The sequence below is a fragment of the Binatus sp. (SeqCode) genome (assembly GCF_050013435.1).
Classification (GTDB): Bacteria; Desulfobacterota; Binatia; order Binatales; family Binataceae; genus Binatus.
On record NZ_JBEKFG010000042.1, the window covers coordinates 1 to 17,243 of the forward strand.

Annotated in this window: 17 protein-coding genes; 12 read left to right on the forward strand and 5 right to left on the reverse strand. The window is 61.5% G+C overall.

Features of this window, described 5'->3' with window-relative positions; translation table 11 throughout:
• The 3 genes from ABSB13_RS09990 to ABSB13_RS10000 all read left to right on the forward strand — a co-directional run.
• On the forward strand, positions 1-245 hold a 245-nt coding region (locus ABSB13_RS09990; protein WP_428107820.1), incomplete at its 5' end, for a hypothetical protein.
• 142 nt (positions 246-387) lie between these two features.
• Complete coding sequence (locus ABSB13_RS09995) at positions 388-948, forward strand: periplasmic heavy metal sensor (RefSeq protein WP_428107822.1); 561 nt, start codon at positions 388-390, stop codon at positions 946-948.
• Positions 949-1,086: 138 nt separating this feature from the next.
• Positions 1,087-1,845, forward strand: coding sequence for an SDR family NAD(P)-dependent oxidoreductase (locus ABSB13_RS10000; RefSeq protein WP_428107823.1), 759 nt, complete (start codon positions 1,087-1,089; stop codon positions 1,843-1,845).
• A 229-nt stretch (positions 1,846-2,074) separates the two neighbouring features.
• Here the strand turns inward: ABSB13_RS10000 and glyA are convergent, their stop codons facing one another.
• Positions 2,075-3,322, reverse strand: coding sequence for a serine hydroxymethyltransferase (gene glyA, locus ABSB13_RS10005; RefSeq protein WP_428107825.1), 1,248 nt, complete (start codon positions 3,320-3,322; stop codon positions 2,075-2,077).
• A gap of 124 nt (positions 3,323-3,446) precedes the next feature.
• On the reverse strand, positions 3,447-4,808 hold the full coding sequence (locus ABSB13_RS10010) for a ferredoxin--NADP reductase domain-containing protein (RefSeq protein ID WP_428107826.1): 1,362 nt from the start codon (positions 4,806-4,808) through the stop codon (positions 3,447-3,449).
• A 136-nt stretch (positions 4,809-4,944) separates the two neighbouring features.
• Here ABSB13_RS10010 and ABSB13_RS10015 point away from each other — a divergent pair, with 136 nt between their 5' ends.
• Complete coding sequence (locus tag ABSB13_RS10015; RefSeq protein WP_428107828.1) at positions 4,945-5,664, forward strand: hypothetical protein; 720 nt, start codon at positions 4,945-4,947, stop codon at positions 5,662-5,664.
• Between the two features lie 134 nt (positions 5,665-5,798).
• On the opposite strand, the gene ABSB13_RS10020 is transcribed toward ABSB13_RS10015, so the two are convergent.
• Positions 5,799-6,122, reverse strand: coding sequence for a sulfurtransferase TusA family protein (locus ABSB13_RS10020; RefSeq protein ID WP_428107829.1), 324 nt, complete (start codon positions 6,120-6,122; stop codon positions 5,799-5,801).
• Positions 6,123-6,316: 194 nt separating this feature from the next.
• Between ABSB13_RS10020 and uppP the strand changes: the two genes are divergently transcribed.
• From uppP to ABSB13_RS10040, 4 genes are all read left to right on the forward strand, one after another.
• Entirely contained in the window at positions 6,317-7,102 is a 786-nt protein-coding gene (uppP, locus tag ABSB13_RS10025) for an undecaprenyl-diphosphatase UppP (RefSeq protein ID WP_428107831.1), read from the forward strand.
• Between the two features lie 3 nt (positions 7,103-7,105).
• Positions 7,106-8,101 carry a DMT family transporter gene (locus tag ABSB13_RS10030; RefSeq protein WP_428107832.1) on the forward strand — a complete coding sequence of 332 codons (996 nt, stop codon included), beginning with the start codon at positions 7,106-7,108 and terminating at the stop codon, positions 8,099-8,101.
• 339 nt (positions 8,102-8,440) lie between these two features.
• Positions 8,441-8,644, forward strand: coding sequence for a CDGSH iron-sulfur domain-containing protein (locus ABSB13_RS10035; protein ID WP_428107833.1), 204 nt, complete (start codon positions 8,441-8,443; stop codon positions 8,642-8,644).
• A 39-nt stretch (positions 8,645-8,683) separates the two neighbouring features.
• Entirely contained in the window at positions 8,684-10,612 is a 1,929-nt protein-coding gene (locus ABSB13_RS10040; RefSeq protein WP_428107835.1) for an ArnT family glycosyltransferase, read from the forward strand.
• Here the strand turns inward: ABSB13_RS10040 and ABSB13_RS10045 are convergent.
• Together ABSB13_RS10045 and ABSB13_RS10050 are read right to left on the reverse strand one after the other, a co-directional pair.
• Positions 10,512-11,309: a Sir2 family NAD-dependent protein deacetylase gene (locus tag ABSB13_RS10045; protein WP_428107836.1), complete on the reverse strand. Its 798-nt coding sequence runs from the start codon at positions 11,307-11,309 to the stop codon at positions 10,512-10,514. The two genes, ABSB13_RS10040 and ABSB13_RS10045, sit on opposite strands and share 101 nt — an antisense overlap.
• A gap of 7 nt (positions 11,310-11,316) precedes the next feature.
• Positions 11,317-12,453 (reverse strand): glutathione S-transferase family protein, encoded by a 1,137-nt coding sequence (locus ABSB13_RS10050; RefSeq protein WP_428107837.1) that lies wholly within the window; start codon positions 12,451-12,453, stop codon positions 11,317-11,319.
• A 268-nt stretch (positions 12,454-12,721) separates the two neighbouring features.
• Here ABSB13_RS10050 and ABSB13_RS10055 point away from each other — a divergent pair, with 268 nt between their 5' ends.
• The 4 genes from ABSB13_RS10055 (at position 12,722) to ABSB13_RS10070 (ending at position 16,968) form a co-directional block, all read left to right on the forward strand.
• Positions 12,722-13,522, forward strand: a complete 801-nt coding sequence (locus tag ABSB13_RS10055; protein WP_428107838.1) for a glutathione S-transferase family protein — start codon at positions 12,722-12,724, stop codon at positions 13,520-13,522.
• 82 nt (positions 13,523-13,604) lie between these two features.
• The gene (locus ABSB13_RS10060; RefSeq protein WP_428107840.1) at positions 13,605-14,975 is read left to right on the forward strand and encodes a cytochrome P450; all 1,371 of its coding nucleotides are present in this window, start codon (positions 13,605-13,607) and stop codon (positions 14,973-14,975) included.
• A gap of 18 nt (positions 14,976-14,993) precedes the next feature.
• The gene (locus ABSB13_RS10065; protein WP_428107841.1) at positions 14,994-15,671 is read left to right on the forward strand and encodes a TetR/AcrR family transcriptional regulator; all 678 of its coding nucleotides are present in this window, start codon (positions 14,994-14,996) and stop codon (positions 15,669-15,671) included.
• 10 nt (positions 15,672-15,681) lie between these two features.
• Complete coding sequence (locus ABSB13_RS10070; protein ID WP_428107842.1) at positions 15,682-16,968, forward strand: DUF1329 domain-containing protein; 1,287 nt, start codon at positions 15,682-15,684, stop codon at positions 16,966-16,968.
• The last annotated feature ends 275 nt before the right edge of the window (positions 16,969-17,243 follow it).

Below are 17,243 nucleotides of genomic sequence, written 5' to 3' on the forward strand. Positions count from 1 at the left end.
TGCGCCAACGCCCCGGCACGGCCAAGGGCTTCCTGTTCATCACGCTCGAGGACGAAACCGGAATTGCCAACCTGATCGTCACGCCCGACCTGTTCCAGAAAAACCGCCTGCTGCTGCGCAGTGCCGGAATTCTCCTGGCCGAGGGCGTGCTGCAAACGGTTGACGGCGTGACCGCGATTCGCGCGCGGCGCTTTGAGGAGATTAAGCTTCCCGGCGCGATCCCGCCGTCGCACGATTTTCATTGATGCGCGATTTCACGTACGAATCGACATCCCGGCCGAATTTGGTCGCCAATGGCACGCAAAGCGCGTAACCAGTCCTCTGGGCGCGTAACCGGTTTTTTTGCTTAACGTACATTTAGAATAAGAGCGATCGCCGCCGCCAAAGGTGGCCGCTACACGGATTCAAGGAGTTTTTATGGTCTCAAAGTTATCTCGCGGTATCGTTCCCGTAATTATGGCACTCATCCTGGTCGTTGCGGTTGCTCATGTCGCTTCATCTAAATCAACCGGTTTTGGCGGCCACATGGGGCATCACGGCATGCATGGTGGCATGAGCGTGCTCGGCGTCCCGCTTCCGTTGCTGCTGAGAACCGCCAATCTGACTGACGCGCAGAAGACGCAGATCCATGCCATCTTTCAGGCCCGGCGCGCTTCGCGCAAATCTGAACATGAGCAGCTCAAGGCAGCCAAGGAGGCAATCGCGGCCAAGTTCACGTCGACCGGCCCGGTAGCCGCCAGCGACTTGGCCGGCTCGGTTTCGACAATCACTCAGCTAAAGAGTCAGATGATGAGTGAGCAGATTCAGGACGCTATCGCGATCCGCAACGTGCTGACCCCGGCTCAGCTCACGCAAATCTCCGCGACCAAGGCCAAGCTCGACTCGATTCACGCCGAGATGAAAGCCCTGTGGGCGCAGAGCGGCAGCGAATCAACACCTGCCGAGTAGGGAATAGATAGGCACCTCCCAACCACTTGGACGGAGTCGCGGCCGGTCGGCTGCGACTCCGTCCGGCAATTCGCATCGCGTCAACCCGGCGCCGCCTCCATCATCGACGGCGGCTGGATCTCCAGTTAAATTAGAATCGTGGACCGCCTCACAGGCAAAGTCGCGATCGTAACCGGCGCCGCCAATGGAATCGGGCGGGCAATCGCGATCCGGCTCGCCGACGAAGGCGCAAAGGTGGCGCTGGCGGATATCCAGTTCGATTCCGCCGAGCAGGCCGCGGCGGCAATCCGCCGGGGCGGCGGAGTCGCGATCGCGGTTGCGCTTGACGTCACCAAGCTCGACGAAGCAATCGCAGCCGCCGATCGCGTCGAAAGCGAACTGGGACCAATCGACATCATGGTGAACAACGCCGGATGGGACGTGGTGGGGCCGTTCGTCGAGTCCGCCCCCGACGTTTGGGACAAAGTGATCGCGATCAACTTTCGCGGCGTGCTCAATTGCTGCAAAGCCGTGGCGCCGCGAATGCAATCCCGCGGTGCGGGCAAAATCGTCTCGATCTCTTCCGACGCGGCCCGCGTCGGCTCCACTGGCGAAGCGGTATATGCGGGATGCAAGGCCGCCATCATCGGTTTCTCCAAAACACTCGCGCGCGAACTCGCGGCAAATCACATCAACGTCAACGTCGTTTGCCCGGGACCAACCGACACCGCGCTGCTCAAGAACGCGATGGCGGGACGGGAGAAGGTTCTCGAATCGATGGCGCGTGGCATCCCGTTTCGCCGGCTCGGGCAACCGGCGGATTTGGCGGGCGCGGTCGCATTCTTCGCCTCTGCCGATTCGGATTTCGTCACCGGGCAGGTGCTCAGCGTGAGCGGCGGCCTGACCATGGCGGGCTGAGGCCCGCACCCGGTATCAAGGCCGCGCTCCGTTGTCGCGGCAGGGGTGACCCCTGCACCCAGTATTAACGCCGCGCTCCGTTGTCGCGCGCGGGCTCTTCCATTGCATAGTCGCGAAAAGATGTGCTGCGCAGATTTTCGCGTCTTCTCACTGCGGTGCAGGGCTCAGCCCTGCCGCGGAAGGGTGAAGCCCGCGCAGGGTTTCACGCATTGCTCAGGCCCGCGCGCTGCTAGCTGAGTGTGATTCCCGGCGCGGGGAACCTGCGGCACATCTCCGTGACTTCGGCCGCGATGCGTTTCAGCGCCGCTTCGTCGCTTGCGTGCGCGATCGCCTCGTCGATAAATTTTCCGATCTGCCGCATCTCCGTATCGCCCATCCCGCGCGAGGTTACCGCCGGCGTGCCGAGCCGAAGCCCGCTTGGGCTGAACGGTTTGCGCGGATCGTACGGGACGGTGTTGTAGTTGCAGACGATTCCGGCCGCGTCGAGCGCCTTGGCGCCCTTCTTGCCAATTACTTTCTTGCCGGTCAAGTCGACCAGGATCAGATGATTGTCAGTGCCACCCGAGACCAGACTGAATCCGCGCGCAAGCAATTCACCGGCGAGCATGCCTGCGTTGCTCACCACTTTTTTTGCGTACGCCTTGAACTCCGGCGTCGATGCTTCCTTCAACGCAACGGCGATCGCCGCGGTGGTATGATTATGCGGACCGCCCTGCAGCCCGGGGAAAACCGCCTTGTCGATCGCTTCGGCGTATTCCTTGCGGCACATGATCATCGCGCCGCGCGGGCCGCGCAGCGTCTTGTGCGTGGTGGTCGTAATTACGTCGGCGTACGGCGCGGGATCCGGATGCACGCCGCCAACGATCAGTCCCGCGACATGTGAAATGTCGGCGAGCAGCAGCGCGCCGACCTCCCTGGCGACCTCGCTGAAACTCTTGAAGTCCCACAGCCGCGGGTACGCCGTGCCGCCGGTCACGATTATCTTGGGCCGCTCCTTGCGCGCCATCGCGCGGATCTTGTCGAAATCCACGACCTGACTCTCGCGATCCACGACGTACTGCGCCGAACGCCAGAACGTGCCGGTGATGCTGACCGGCCATCCGTGCGTCAGATGGCCGCCGTGCGGGAGCGACAAGCCCATGATCGTATCGCCCGGCTTGAGCAGCGCGAAATATACCGCGAGATTTGCGGGCGACCCCGAGTACGGCTGAACGTTTGCGTGATCGACTTTGAACAACGCCTTGGCGCGCTCTATCGCCAGCGTTTCGATCTGATCGATGTTGCGTTGGCCCTCGTAGTAGCGGCGTCCCGGGTAGCCTTCGGAATATTTGTTGGTGAGAATCGAGCCGGTCGCATCGAGCACCGCCTTCGAAACGTAGTTTTCCGACGCGATCAGCCGGACCGAATCGATCTCGTAGCGCTCTTCATCCCTGATGAGCTGATAAATCTCCGGGTCAGTTCGCTTGAGTTCGTCCACACCGCACCTCCGTTGCCGTCATCGAATGATCCTATAAGCGCGGGCGCACCGACGCAAAACTGGCGGAACAACCCGGGATGGAGTTGTCCGCCAGTATTGCGCGCGAAAATATTTTGACAGCCTGCTACGGCATATCGGGCGGCGTCACCTTGGCGAGCCACGCGCGGAAACTGGCCTCGTAGCCGATCGCACGCTGGCGTTCGCGCACACGGCGCAGAAGGCCCGCGACGGCTTCCGGCGCTAGCTTCGGCCGCACGCTCATCGCGCCCGCGATCTTCTCGGCCGAGGCCGCCGCCTCTTTGCGCGCGCCCTCTGCGATCTTCAATTCCTCGCCCGACAATCCCAGGTACGCCTCGGCCACGCGCATTCCAATCTCGGTTCCGCTCTCGAGCGAGTCCTTGATGTTGCCCTTGCCGGTCAGCACGTTTCCGGCCGCGAACACGGCGGTCGAGCCTTCCATCAGCAGGCCGATCTTCTGATCGGCGTAGATATAAGTCTCGCCCTTCTGCGGAATTCCGGGGATCGGTTGCGGGATGCTTCCGATCGAACTGATCGTCAGCTGCGCACGCGCGTCCTCCACCCCCTCCTCGACCGTTTTCACTTGACTGCCCGTGACTTCGGTGCGGTTGAAGTTCAACCCGACCATCGCGCCGTTCTCTGCGATCACTTTGCCCGGCGCGCGCAGTTCGTGGAACTCGAACAAGAATTTGCGCTGCGCCTTGTCAACGATCTTCACGCGCGCCTGCCGCAGCGCGTCCGCGCGCTTGTCCGGCGTGCCGGCGGGAATATCCGACAGCGGCATGTCGATTACGCGCCGGCGATAATACAACCGGCACGGCGCGATGCCGAGGTCGGCGTACTTCAGCCCCTTCGCGGCCAGCACCGGCTCGATCCCTTCGCGCTCGAGCTCGAGCATATCGCCCTGGATACCGCGCGCCTTGAGACCCGCGAGCGCGTACTCGATTTGCAGGACTTTGACCACGTCGATCGACGCGAGTCCGCCGCCGACGACGAGCGCTCCCGGGGTCAGCTCGTAGCGCGGGCCGTCGTAGGACTTTTCCGGATAGTGATTCCACCAATAGATCAGCTTGTTCTGGTAGACCAACCCGCGATCGATGTACTGATCCACGCCGTCGATCGGAAGCGGGCGATCCTTCCATGCGCCGTTGGTCAGCACGATTCCACTGACTCCCCAACGGGTCCGCAGTTCCTCGAAATCGATATCGCGTCCCATCCCCGTCAGCGGCACGTATTCGATATTGGGATGGTCGAGGCGTTTGTTGATCTCCTCGTACTCATCGTGGCGCTGCTTGACGTGCCATCGCGGCAACCCGTCTTCGATTTTTCCGTAGGGCCGCGGATTCTGCTCGATCACGATTACCAGCGCGCCGTATCCCGCCAGGATTCGCGCGATTTCCGAACCCGCCGTCGCGCCCCCGATTACCGCCATCACGTGGCGCGATGAACTACTTGCTGAATCAGCCATAAGGACCCTTAATTGCCTCCTGCGACATTCATAAGGGTATTTAATTACCGTCTGCGCGCCTGCCGTGCAACCTCAACCGGTTGCAATTGCGCGGGCGCTGAGCGCCCATGGTTCAGCTTGCGCGCATGAACCTCTCATGGTTTCCTTACCGGTGGTGATGAGTGTGGCGCGGACTGTGTTTGGGCAATTTCGAAAAATTGCGATCGTCTCCTCGATAGTGCTTTTCGCGGGATGTTATTTCGCTCCATATTACGCCAACCGCGCCGCAGGCGGCGGCACCAATGCGGCCGAGGGCGAGAAGCACGATGTCCCGTACAGCGCAAACGATTCGTTCCTTCTGACCCAGGATGTGCTGCGCGGTGAGGGGGTTCTGTTCGAGGTCAAGCCTGACGACAAACTCATCACGCTGTGGAAGGATGGCGACTCGGGGCCGGGCATCCTCGGCAGTCTCGTCGGCGTGCATCCGGAGTATCGCTACGAGATTGAAGTCGTGCCGCAGGGTGATCGCAGCTCCCGAATAATCGTCAACGTCCGCGCCGAGGACATCTCCGACGAGGACCTCCACAGGTACAAGGCCAGCGCGCGCCTGAACCTGTTCGGCAAAATCGACGAGCTGGCCGCGAAATTCCCTCCCTCCGGCGGCACGCCCAAAGAGGGCGGCGTCAACTACGCCATGCTGCCAAACGAGGACTTGAAGGCGCTGGCCCGCCGGGCGACCGGCAACGAGGACAACTGGCGGCAAATCGCGCAGGATAACGGGCTCAAATCCCCCACCGACGCTGCCAATCTGCCCAGCGTCTGGATCAGGAACGCGCTGCTGAGCGAACCCAAAAAGGAAGCCCCAACCGGCAACTGAACCCGGCAGGCGTCCACGCCGGGCCCGAAAAACCGAAAGACCGAGTCATGAAAATCGACCGCCACAAAAATCAATGCCCGCCCAGGCGCGCCCGGGCAGGCATCGAAACAATGCTCTCGCGCTATCGCGGGGGGTCAGTCGTTAGGGAAGGACGCCTCGCTCGCATCGTATTCCGGGCTCAGGCCGGCCGGACTTACCGCCGCTACCACAGCCAGGAATTGCTCGAAGGTCATTTGGAGATTAAGAAACCCGCCTTGGCAAAAGACCCATCCGTAGTAGTCCAGGATCTCGTCCGGGATCATCACCGGCAGGCGCGGCAACGTTGAAACGACCGGAAATGGATGCGGTTCGCCCTGGTTGATGCTATCCCAAACGGCAGACTGGTCGAGTGCTCGGTCCGACTCGACCACACTAACTTCCCGCAGGGGAATCACTTTGCCTCTAGCAACTCGATTCATAAACAGCAGCGCCTCCTGCTACCCTTACCATCATCCGGCCGCTTCCTGCCCTAATGATTCTAGACCATGTGTTGAGCCGGTCAAGGAGCAAATTCCACATGTATTCACCCCTCCGCGCGTTTCGTGGTCGTCGGTCCCGATCGGCACAGTTATGTGCGAAAAGCCCGATTCTTTGCTAAGGGCCTGAAAATATTATGTTTTCTGCATTTCAGGCTATCGTTCTCGGCGCGGTTCAGGGCTTGACCGAGTTCCTACCGGTCTCCAGTTCGGCGCACCTTATACTCATCCCCTGGCTGCTCCGATGGCAGGATCCCGGGCTTGCCTTCGATGTAGCCCTTCATCTTGGGACGCTCCTGGCGCTGTTGGTCTATTACTGGCGCGAATGGCTCGATATGGGATTATCGCTGGCCGTCGGCAACCGCCTGCCGCGCCGCCTGCTGTATCTATTGATAGTCGCCTCAGTTCCCGGCGCCGTCATCGGCGTCCTGCTCGAGAAACAAGCCGAGACGATCTTCCGATCGCCGATGCTGATCGGAGCCACGATGGCTACTCTTGGGCTTCTTTTATGGGTTGCCGATTGGTATGGCTCGAGAAAACGCACCATAGATGACCTCACTTTCCTCGACGCCATCCTCATCGGGCTAAGCCAGGCGTTCGCGATCATTCCCGGCGTCTCGCGCTCAGGCGCCACGATTACGACGGCCCGCATCCTCGGCATCGACCGCGCCGACGCCGCCAATTTTTCGTTCCTGATGGCGACGCCAATTATCGCCGGCGCCGGCATGCTCGAGGCGCCCAAGCTTTTGCATACCGGCCTCGCCGTTCAGCTCGGATGGGGTTTTGCGGCCGCGACCGTGTTCGGTTTGATCGCAATCGCCGGCCTGCTGAGATTCTTGCGAGCCCACACCTACAAGCCCTTCGCGGTTTATCGAATCGTGCTGGCCGTGATTGTCATCGCCGTCGCCGTGGCGCGGTTGTAGTCGATGCCAACCGACATCTCGGCTGCGTCCGTGCCCCCGGCCGGCAACGAAACCGCCACGGCGATCCGCGCCCGAGCCTTTCAGGTCGGCGTGACGCTGTGCATCATCAACACGATCATCGGCGCCGGCCAGCCCGTGATCACGCGATGGGGTGCGGTGCATCTCGATCCCCTGCTCTTCTGCACCAGCGCGGTCGTGTTCGCCTCGATTTGCACAATCCCGGTTCTCTATTTCAGCGGCGAGTTGAGAATGATCGTGGATCCGCGCTATCGCGCGCGGTTGTTCATGATGTCGATGGCGGGAACCGTGATGACGAGCCTCACCCTCACCTACGGACTGACCCGCATCGACGCGATCGCCGGTGTGCTGCTGCTGCAAACCGAGCCGGTCTATTCGTTGATTCTATCGACGATCTTCGTCGGCGAGCGGCCGTCCGCGCGCCAGATGCTCGCGACCGTCACCATCCTCGTTGGCATCGGTTCGGTGTTCGCCGGCGGTTCATTTTCACCGCTATGGGCCGCGGCGCTCGTCTTCACGACTCCCCTGTTTTGGCAGACCTCGCACGTGCTCGGTCTGAAGCTGATGCCCCCGTTGACGCCGATTTCCGTCACCGGCGGCCGATTTTTCTATGCCGCGATTATTCTGACCGTTATGCTGTTGATATTCCGCCGCGGCTCCCTCGTGCAACTTGCCGACCCGACTTCGCTCGGCGTGATCGCCGTGACCGGGCTTTTCATCTATTTTCTGAGCGCGCTCACCTGGTTCGGCGCCATCAACCGGCTCTCGTTGGCGTGGGTGACGGCGCTGGTCGTGCCCGGAATCCCGATACTTTCGATCCTGTTCGCCGTGATGTTTCTCGGCGAGCACGCAACTACCCGCGAGGCTATCGGTATTCTCATCTCGGTCAGCGGCGTGCTGGCTCTCGTGCTGGGCGCCGACCCGCATCGCAAGCAACCTGCTTCCGAAGCGGTGGAGGCAATCCACGAACCCATGACCTGATTCCCGCTTCGGCAAATCTCCCCCCTCAACCTTCTAGCAGGCCGACGGCCGCATCCCGCGACAGGGTCCGCGCCCGCTCTTCCATCGCGTAGTCGCGAAAAGATGCGCTGCGCATATTTTCGCGTCTTCTTAATACCGGGTGCAGGGGTCACCCCTGCCCAAGGAGGTGCGGAACCCATGGTGGGTTCCGCATTCAATAGAGTGATTTCCCCTTCCTCCGCGCCCGTCGGCCCCTGCCCATTTGACTCTGCGACTCTGCTGGTCTTAAGTGACCCATAGACGGCGCTGCTCGAACTTGCGCGTGAACAGAAAACAGAAATTCAACGCGAGGAATTCTTCATGGCCCGAATTGTCAGACACGAAAAGAACTCGCCCTACGAGGTTGCGGAAGGCACCGAGTTGCCAGTCTATATCTGCGCGTGCGGACTCTCGAAGAACAAGCCCTTTTGCGACGGCTCGCACAAGAAAACGCGCGACGAAAATCCCGCCGACGTTTACGTTTACGATGACATCGGCCGCGCTCGCGTCAAGACCGAATACTAGTTTCAGTTTTTCCGGGCCCGGTCCCTCGCTCGAGTTAGATTGAAAGTACCTGAAGAGATTTCCCGCGCCGACTCCGGGCCTGCTTCCATCCCCGCGTATGAAGCGCCGCGCGAACCCGCCGCTCCCGATGACGCGCCGAATTGGCTCCGGCATATAGCCGAGCCGCGCTACGCATGGCCGATACTGCTGATTTTCGGAGTCGCGCTCTATCTCGTAAATCTCGGCGGCTATCCGCTCTACACCAAGGGCGAACCGCGCGAGGCCGTCACCGTCTTCGACATCGTCCATGGCGGCGGCGTGATTCTTCCACAGCGCGCAGGCGTCGAAATTCCCTCCAAGCCGCTGCTGATGCACTGGATGGCCGCGCTGGTCTCTCTGGTCGCCGGCGGCGTAAACGAATTCGCCGTGCGGCTGCCGTCAGCCGGGCTCGCGATCGCCGGCGTGATCCTTTGCTACTTCTATGTGCGCCGCCTGTTCGACAACGTGACCGCACTGATCGCCGCGCTCATCCTCGCCACCACCTTTCAGTACCTGCAAGCCGGGACCGGCGCCCGCGTTGACATGACGCTGACCTTCTTCATGGAGGTCGCGTTCTTCGAATTCATTCTCATGGCCGAGGGCCTGACGCGCCGGCGGATGCTGCTCTACGTGGCAATCGCGCTCGCCGTTTTGACCAAGGGCCCCATCGGGTTGATTCTACCGGGGCTGGTCGCCGTGATTTGGATCGCCGCCGAGAAGCGATGGGACCTGTTGCGCGCAATGGGCCTCGTGCGCGGCGCGATCGTGGTGCTGGTGCTTGCCGGAGGATGGTACCTGGCGGCGCTGATCGAAGGCGGCCCGGATTTTTTCCGCAAGCAGATCCTCGCCGAAAACCTGCTCCGCTTCGCCGGCGGCGCCGATTTCCACGAGGGCCACATCCATCCCTTCTACTATATGGAGCTCGCTCTCCTCGCCGGATTTATCCCGTGGACGATTCTGCTGCCGATCGTCGGCGTCCAGGCCGTGCGCGCGCCGCGCGCACTCGACCCGCGCCTCAAATACATCATTGTATGGTTCGCCGCGGCGCTGATCTTCTACAACCTGCCGCAGAGCAAGCGCGGCGTGTACCTGCTCTGCATGTATCCCGCTTTTGCCACCCTGGTCGCGATCTATGTCCGCCAGGCAGTGGCGCGTCCCGAACCGGCGCGCGCCTGTGTCCGCTGGATCGCGCGATTGTCCGGTCTCGCGATGCTGACGCTCGGCGGCGCCGGCTTGATTGCGCTGGGGATACTCGTCGCAAGGCCACAGGAGTTCGCCGGCTTGCTGCAAGCGGCGGGAATTCGCGCACCCGCCTTTCCGCGCATCTTGACCTCGGCGATTGCCGAGGATTGGGTGCTGGACCTCGCGATGCCGCTGGGGGTCGTCGCCCTCGGCGTCTTTATGATCTTCACCCGTCCGCGTATCGAACGAATGGTGCTCGCGATTGCGGCCACGATGGTTTTCACCACCGTTGCGGTCAATGTTGTCGTCATACCGGCCATCGCCAACACGCTCTCGCTGAGAGACTTCACCGATCATGCGATGAAAATCGTGGGCGATAGCCCGGTCGGCTACCTGGGCGCGCTCAACTACGACGTCGCTTTTTACAGCCGCCGCACAATTCCGATCGTCGCGCAAAGAAATCCGCAGATGCCCGAGTACCTGATCGCCTGGCGCACTCTGTTCAACGCGCTTCCCGCGTCCAGGCAGAACCGCTTCGACATCGTGATCACCAGCAACCCGACCTCGCTCGACGGCACCGACGAGATGCTCCTCCTTCACCAGCGCGCAGGTTCCCCGGATCCGCCGTCCAGGAAACCCTCCGACGACTACATCCAAGCCGGAAATTCTACGACATGGTCTCTCTTCGAATCTCGTCGACCGCTTTCACCAGCCGCGGCAGCACCTCCGCCGATCCGCCGCGCAAACTCACGTCGCAATAATGCGTGATCTCCGATTCGTAGAGGTTCACTTCGATTAGTATTCCGCCGCGCTGCTTCACTTCCAGCGCAAATCCCGCCGCGGGATAAACCGTCGCCGAGGTCCCCGCCACGATCACCAGGTCCGCCTTCGCCGAATGCTCCGCGCACATGTTCAGCACGTCGATCGGAATCGGCTCGCCAAACGAAACCGTGTCCGATTTCAACAATCCTCCGCATCGCGGACAGGCCGGCGGCAGCTTCTCCAGGCTGATCGCGTCGCGATCAAACCGCCGCGCGCAATCGAGGCATCGAATCAAAGTCCAGTTACCATGGATTTCCGCCAGCGCCTTCTGCCCGGCTTGCCGGTGCAGGTCATCGATGTTCTGCGTGATCACGAAGCGCAGCACTCCCAATGCTTCCATCTCCACCAGCGCGAGATGGCCCGGATTGGGCCTGGCAACCGTAAGCGGCTTGAAGAGTTCATCGTTGCGCTTGCTGAGCCGGTCTTCCCACGCCTTTTTCGGATCGGCCATGAAGCGCTGAAAGCCGTTCATCGGCGGCTCTCCGTACTTGGTCCACAGCCCGCCCGGCCCGCGAAACGGCGGTATTCCACTTTCGACGGACATCCCCGCGCCGGTGAGCGCGATCGCATACCGTGCCGCCAGGATCATCCTCGCGCCTTCGCGAATTTCCTCGTCGCTCGCTATCCGGCTTGCGTCTGCCATGGGGAGATCACCCGACTACCAGCACATAATTCTCGCGCTTGAGCGGGCGAGCGAGCGTGATAGCCATCACAGTGCCACCACCGGTACGTTGGACAAGCGCGCCGAATTGCGCTCGAGCAGCACCGAACAATGCGCGTGCCCGGCGTAATGCCTTGTCGAAATGCCAAAGCGTTTGCGGAGCCGCTGCGCTTCGGATGTTTTGACGCCCAAGCGCGTAGCTGATTTCTCCCAAGGCGGGGTGCAGGCGCCGATCGGCCCCCGCGGAAACCAGATCGCCGGGTTTCAGCGACGGATTTCCCTTTACCCACGAATTGTATTCGTCGGCATTGGCAAGCAACTCGGGTCCCCAGTCCTTGAAGATGTGGGTGAGAAGGGGCTCCAAGGTTTCCGGAATGCTGTCATCGCGCGGATAGGATGCATCCATGTCAGCGAACTCGCCGTCGAAGAAGCCATCCAAGTTCATTCGTTCGGTCCATCGAAAGACGTTGGGTGCGCGACCTTTCATCAGGGTGGACGGATAGGGGTCACGCCCCAGATGCGCGAACAAGGGGGCCATCAATCCGAAGTCAGCGTCGCTGGGCAAGCCGCCGAGAATGTAGGGATAGAGCATGAAGTGCGCGTCGAGGATGTCGAGCAATTCCTCATACGAGCGCTCGATGGCGGGAATGGTCTCCATCGTGATGCCGAGGCGCGGCAGGTGCGCCTGCATCGCCAGCATGAAGGGCGCGGCGACGGCGTCGCGATCCGCGGAGTCGCGGCTCGCGGATGCGCCACGGCCGAACTCAGCGCGCAGAAATTTCTCTTGATCCTTCAAGTAGGACCAACGGTAGTGCATCGCCGCCTTGAGCAGCGCTTCGGAGCCAAACGCTCCTATCAGCGAGGCGACGGTCCGTTGTACGGGAGTCGGCGGGTTGAGGCGCGGCTCGGGAAACTTCTGCTCCAGATGTTCGATGATGTCGGAGGTGTCTTGAATGATGGAGCCGTCGGGAGCTTCTAACACTGGAACGACGAAGAACCCCAAGGCGGGGAGGATCTTCGCCTGGTAGACCGGGTGCGACGGGAAGAACTCGCGGTACGGAATGCGCTTCTTGATCAGATAGGACCTTGCCTTACCGGTATAGAGCGAGGGAGGCGCGCCCCACAAAATATAAGTGTCGTTGGTGCGTCCGGTGTTCATGTTCCTCCGTGAATTTTGTGGCTACAGCGCGATCCCGGGCGTTGTCCCGATTTCGACTTTGCAAACACGCGATTCGTAGCCCTTCACCGAAGTCATCGTCAAGCCGCATCCGTCCGCGCGGCTGCGTCGATGGCCCGGAGCGTAGCACAGCCGCGGTTTCAGCTCTAAGCTGAAAGCTTGCCTATGGAGGCCGTCGGGTCTATAGGGCGAGTTGAAGTTGGAAAGTAAAAAGGAAATGCCGGTCAACAGAAAGGACATGGCGGCGCAGGCGCCCGTGCTCTGGCAGTTCGCGATTTCCCACTACGCCGAGAAGGCGCGCTGGGCACTCGATTACAAGCAGGTCCCGCACATCCGGCGCTCGCTCATTCCGGGGCCGCATATCGCCAGAGTCAAAAGGATGACCGGGCAGACCGCGGTGCCCGTGCTCGAGCTCGGTGGCGCGATCATCTTCGACTCGACCCGCATCATCGAAGCGATCGAAAAAGCTTATCCCGACCCGCCGCTCTATCCCGCCGACCGCGAGGCGCGCGAACGCGCGCTCGAGCTGGAAAATTATTTCGACGAGGAACTGGGCCCGTATATCCGCCAATGGGGATATTTTATGTTGCTGCCCTACTCGTCCACGGTCACAGCGCTGTTCACGAGCCAGGCCGGCCTCGGCAAGCGCCTGTTCATGCGCGCGATCTTCCCGCTGGTGCGGCCCGTGATGAGAAGCAAAATGAAGGTCTATCCGGCCGAGGCGGAAGCGGCGCGGGAGAAGACCATCGCCGCGATGGATCGAATCGCGCGCGAGGTTGCGCCTTCCGGCTACCTGGTCGGCGACAGTTTCACGGTGGCCGATCTGACCGCGGCCGCATTGCTGTCGCCGCTGGTGATGCCGAAAGAGTTTCCCTACAAGCTTCCCGCCGCAATCCCGGCGCCGATGGCGCAGGCGCGCGCGCATCTCGCGGAGCATCCGGCGTTAAAATGGGCGGCCGGCATCTACGCCAGGCATCGCGGCAAATCGGCGGCGCTCGCGGAAGAGACGGTCATCTAAGGGAATCCATCGCCGGCGCTTGCTTGATCGATGCCCGCTGCGTATATTAATCTTATTCCAGACTGACTGGTCGGTTTAGCCCATGGACACATCGAACTTGCCCCAGGCTTCCACGCTCGCGCCAGCCGCACCCGGGCCGCGCGGTCCGTTATCGGCGCTCAGGATAATGCGCAATCCACTGGAGCACATAACAGCCGACTGGAAGCGCTACGGCGACGTGGTCCGTTACCGGATCGGAAAGATGCAAGTGTTCCTGGTCGTGCACCCCGATGGCGTCAAGCATGTGCTGCAGGAGAACCATCGCAACTACGTCAAGTCCGTCGATTACCAGATCCTCAAGCGCGTGCTCGGCGAAGGATTGCTCACCAGCGAGGGCCCGCTGTGGCTGCGCCAGCGCCGGCTGATGGCGCCGATGTTTCACCGCCAGCGCATCGCGGGATTCGGCGCCACGATGGTGGATAGCACCCTCAAGATGCTCGATCGGTGGAGTTCGCCCGCCGTCGAAGGCGGCGCGCTCGACGTATGCAATGAGATGATGCAGCTCACGCTCGAGATCGTCGCGCGGGTTCTGTTCAAGGTGGAAATCGCGGGCGAGCTGGCGCATGAAATCGGCCGCGACGTCACGGTGGCCAACGAACGGCTCGGCCAGTTCGATCTGGGAACGCTGGTTCCCTGGCTGCCGACCCCGCGTAATCGCGAGTTCCGCCGCGCCACCCGCTCGCTCGACGCAATCGTCGACGGCATCATCGCCGAGCATCGGCGCAGCGGCCAGGATCGTGGCGACCTGCTTTCGCTGTTGCTCGCCGCGCGCGACGAGGACACGGGCGAGGCGATGAGCGACCAGCAGGTTCGCGACGAGGCGCTCACTTTGATCCTCGCCGGCCACGAGACGACTGCCAATGCGCTCGCGTGGACCTGGTATCTGCTTTCGCAAAATCCCGAGGTCGAGCGCAAGCTGCACGCCGAGCTCGCCGACGTGCTGAACGGGCGCTTGCCGACGGTCGCCGACTTGCCCAGCCTGCGCTACACCTCGATGGTGATCGACGAGTCGATGCGGCTCTATCCGCCGGCATGGTCGATCGGGCGCTCGCCGGTGGCTGACGATGAAATCCTCGGCTTCAACGTCCGCGCGGGCTGCAGCGTGATGCTGAGCCAATGGCTGACGCATCGCCATCCCGATTTTTGGGAGAATCCCGAGCGCTTCGATCCCGAACGCTTTTCTCCCGAGCGATCCGCCAATCGTCCGCACTACGCATACTTCCCGTTCGGGGGCGGCCCGCGCCAGTGCATCGGAAACGTCTTTGCACTTACCGAGGCGAATTTGATCCTGGCCGCCGTGGCGCAGAAGTATCGCCTGCGCATGGTCCCGGGGCATCGCGTCGCGCTGCAACCCCTGATCACGCTGCGCCCGCGCTACGGTTTGAAGATGCGGCTGGAACCGGTTCGGGCCTGAAGGAGGCTGCGCAACCAGATGTCGCGACCCGAGGTCAGCAAAGAGCGCCGCAGCCAGATCCTCGATGCGGCCGAGAAGGTATTCGCGCGCAATGGGTTTGCGCAGTCGCGGATGGAACAGATCGTCGCGGAGTCGCAGCTCAGCAAAGGCGCAATCTATTGGTACTTCAGGAGCAAGGACGAAATTATCGACGCGTCGCTGTCGCGCATATTCGAGCGCTTGCTGCACGACATCGCGGAGCAGATCGAATCACAGCGCCCCGTCGTCGAGCGCATCATGACGGTCGCGCGACGCGCCACCGAACAGATTCGCAACGCCCGCCAGCTCGCGGGTGTGGAGCTGGAGGCGTACGCGATGGCGGCGCGCAGTCGCTCGATACGCCGGCTGGTGCGCGGCTACTTCGACGCGTGCGTCGACGCCTTCGCCATGCTGATCGCGGACGGAATCGACAAGCGCGAGTTGCGTCCCGTTGATCCGCGCAAGCTTGCAATCACCGGCGTTGCGCTGTTCGAGGGCCTGACGCTGCTGTGGGTGGTGCGCCCGGACCTGGATTTCGAGGAAGTCCTGAACGACGCCGCGGGCCTGATGCTGGCGCCGCTGGTCACATCCCCCGCGCTCCACACACGAACGCGCGAAACGCAGGTCAGGCAAGCGCGAAAGGCAAGCCGGGCAAACGCGAAACGCAAGTCAGATTAGGAGCGTGACAATGTCGCACCATCGAATCGCAACGGCATTGATGCTGGCGTTCGCGCTCTGCAGCGTCGAGGCGGGAGTAGCGAATGCCGTAGTCAAACCCGGAGACATCATCACGGCACGCGACGCATGGAAAGTTGTCGATTTGGTCAGTCCGGGAAACTGGTACCTGGTCCAGCAGGGCATGGTGATGAAAATCGTGCCAACCGGCAACCTCGAATGGCCGCCGCCGTACACGGCAGCGACCGAGAAATACTCATCGCAGGTGTCGTTATCTCCCAGCGGTGAGATCGGGAACTACCGCGCCGGCCTTCCTTTCCCTCTGATCGATCCCAATGACCCCCAGGCCGCCAACAAGATCATTTGGGACTTTGAATTCCGCCCGCTTTACACCGACGATCTCGACGTTCGCAACGTCGAAATATCGAGCCACCGGCCGGACTCGGCGGATGCGATCGAGGATTTCGTCGTGGGCCATCTCGGTTTCTATAAAAACGTCGGGCGCATCGAGGTCGCGCCGGTACCACGCGATAACGATCTCTATGAAACCGGGCTCGCCTATAGGGCAGGAGTCTTTCCGATTCTCGATCCGCCGGAATTGCGCGGCGCCGGTCTAATCAGACAGGGGTCGGTTCTGCCCGGTGTGGAAGATGGCGCGTGGGTATATAGCCCCACCACCCGAAGGCTGAGGCGTCTGCCGGCGACGGAACTCGCGGATTCGTTGGCAGTGCCCACTGATGCCTCGACGCTGGACCCCGACAGTATGTTTGGCTTTGCGGCGAAACCGGATGATTACAATTACCGCCTGCTCGGCGAGAAAAACATGCTCGCGAGCGTGGAGGCGCAGAACATTCCCGCCGTACCGTGCGCGAATGATGGCGGTCGCTCAATTTGTCCCGAGAACTGGGAGATGCGGCATCTGTACGTAATCGAGGCCACCATCAAGCCGCGCACGTCGTTGGGCGGACAAGTGGAAATTCCCAAGCGCATTCTCTACATCGATTCGGAGGGCTGGTTTATCACGGCCGCCGACCTGTTCAACCCCAACGGGGAGTTGTGGAAAACGATCGCGACCTTCAATGCTTACCGCGACCGGTCCAGCCCCGGTGCTCGTGTCGCGATTTGGCCATTCAAGCGAATGTTCCAGACTGCGATGGTCGATGAAGACCTCACCAGCGGCTTTTCAACCACGGTCTTCTCGCCGCGAACCGACGGCGATAGCGAATGCTGGTACATCAACAGCGGCGCGGTTGACGAGGCGTTTTTCACGATGGGGAACATGGTTCAGATGGGTCGTTGAAACGGCGAATTCCGACTGAGTGGATTGGACCGCATTCTCGGGCGTCGTGTGACCGCCCGCGGCAGAACTGGTCCGTTGCGGCGCGCTGGAAAGCCCTTTGGACTTAAAACCGGCCTCAAAGTTCGCGTTTGTAAACAGCTGGTGTTGGTGCTAGCCGTAAGCGCGACTCAAAATGGGAATTGCGGCTAAGATTTGCAGAGATCGTTTTGATCGCTCTTCTCAAATCCCTCATACAATTGCAGCCATGAAAACCATGAACCTGGAATACGCTGGAA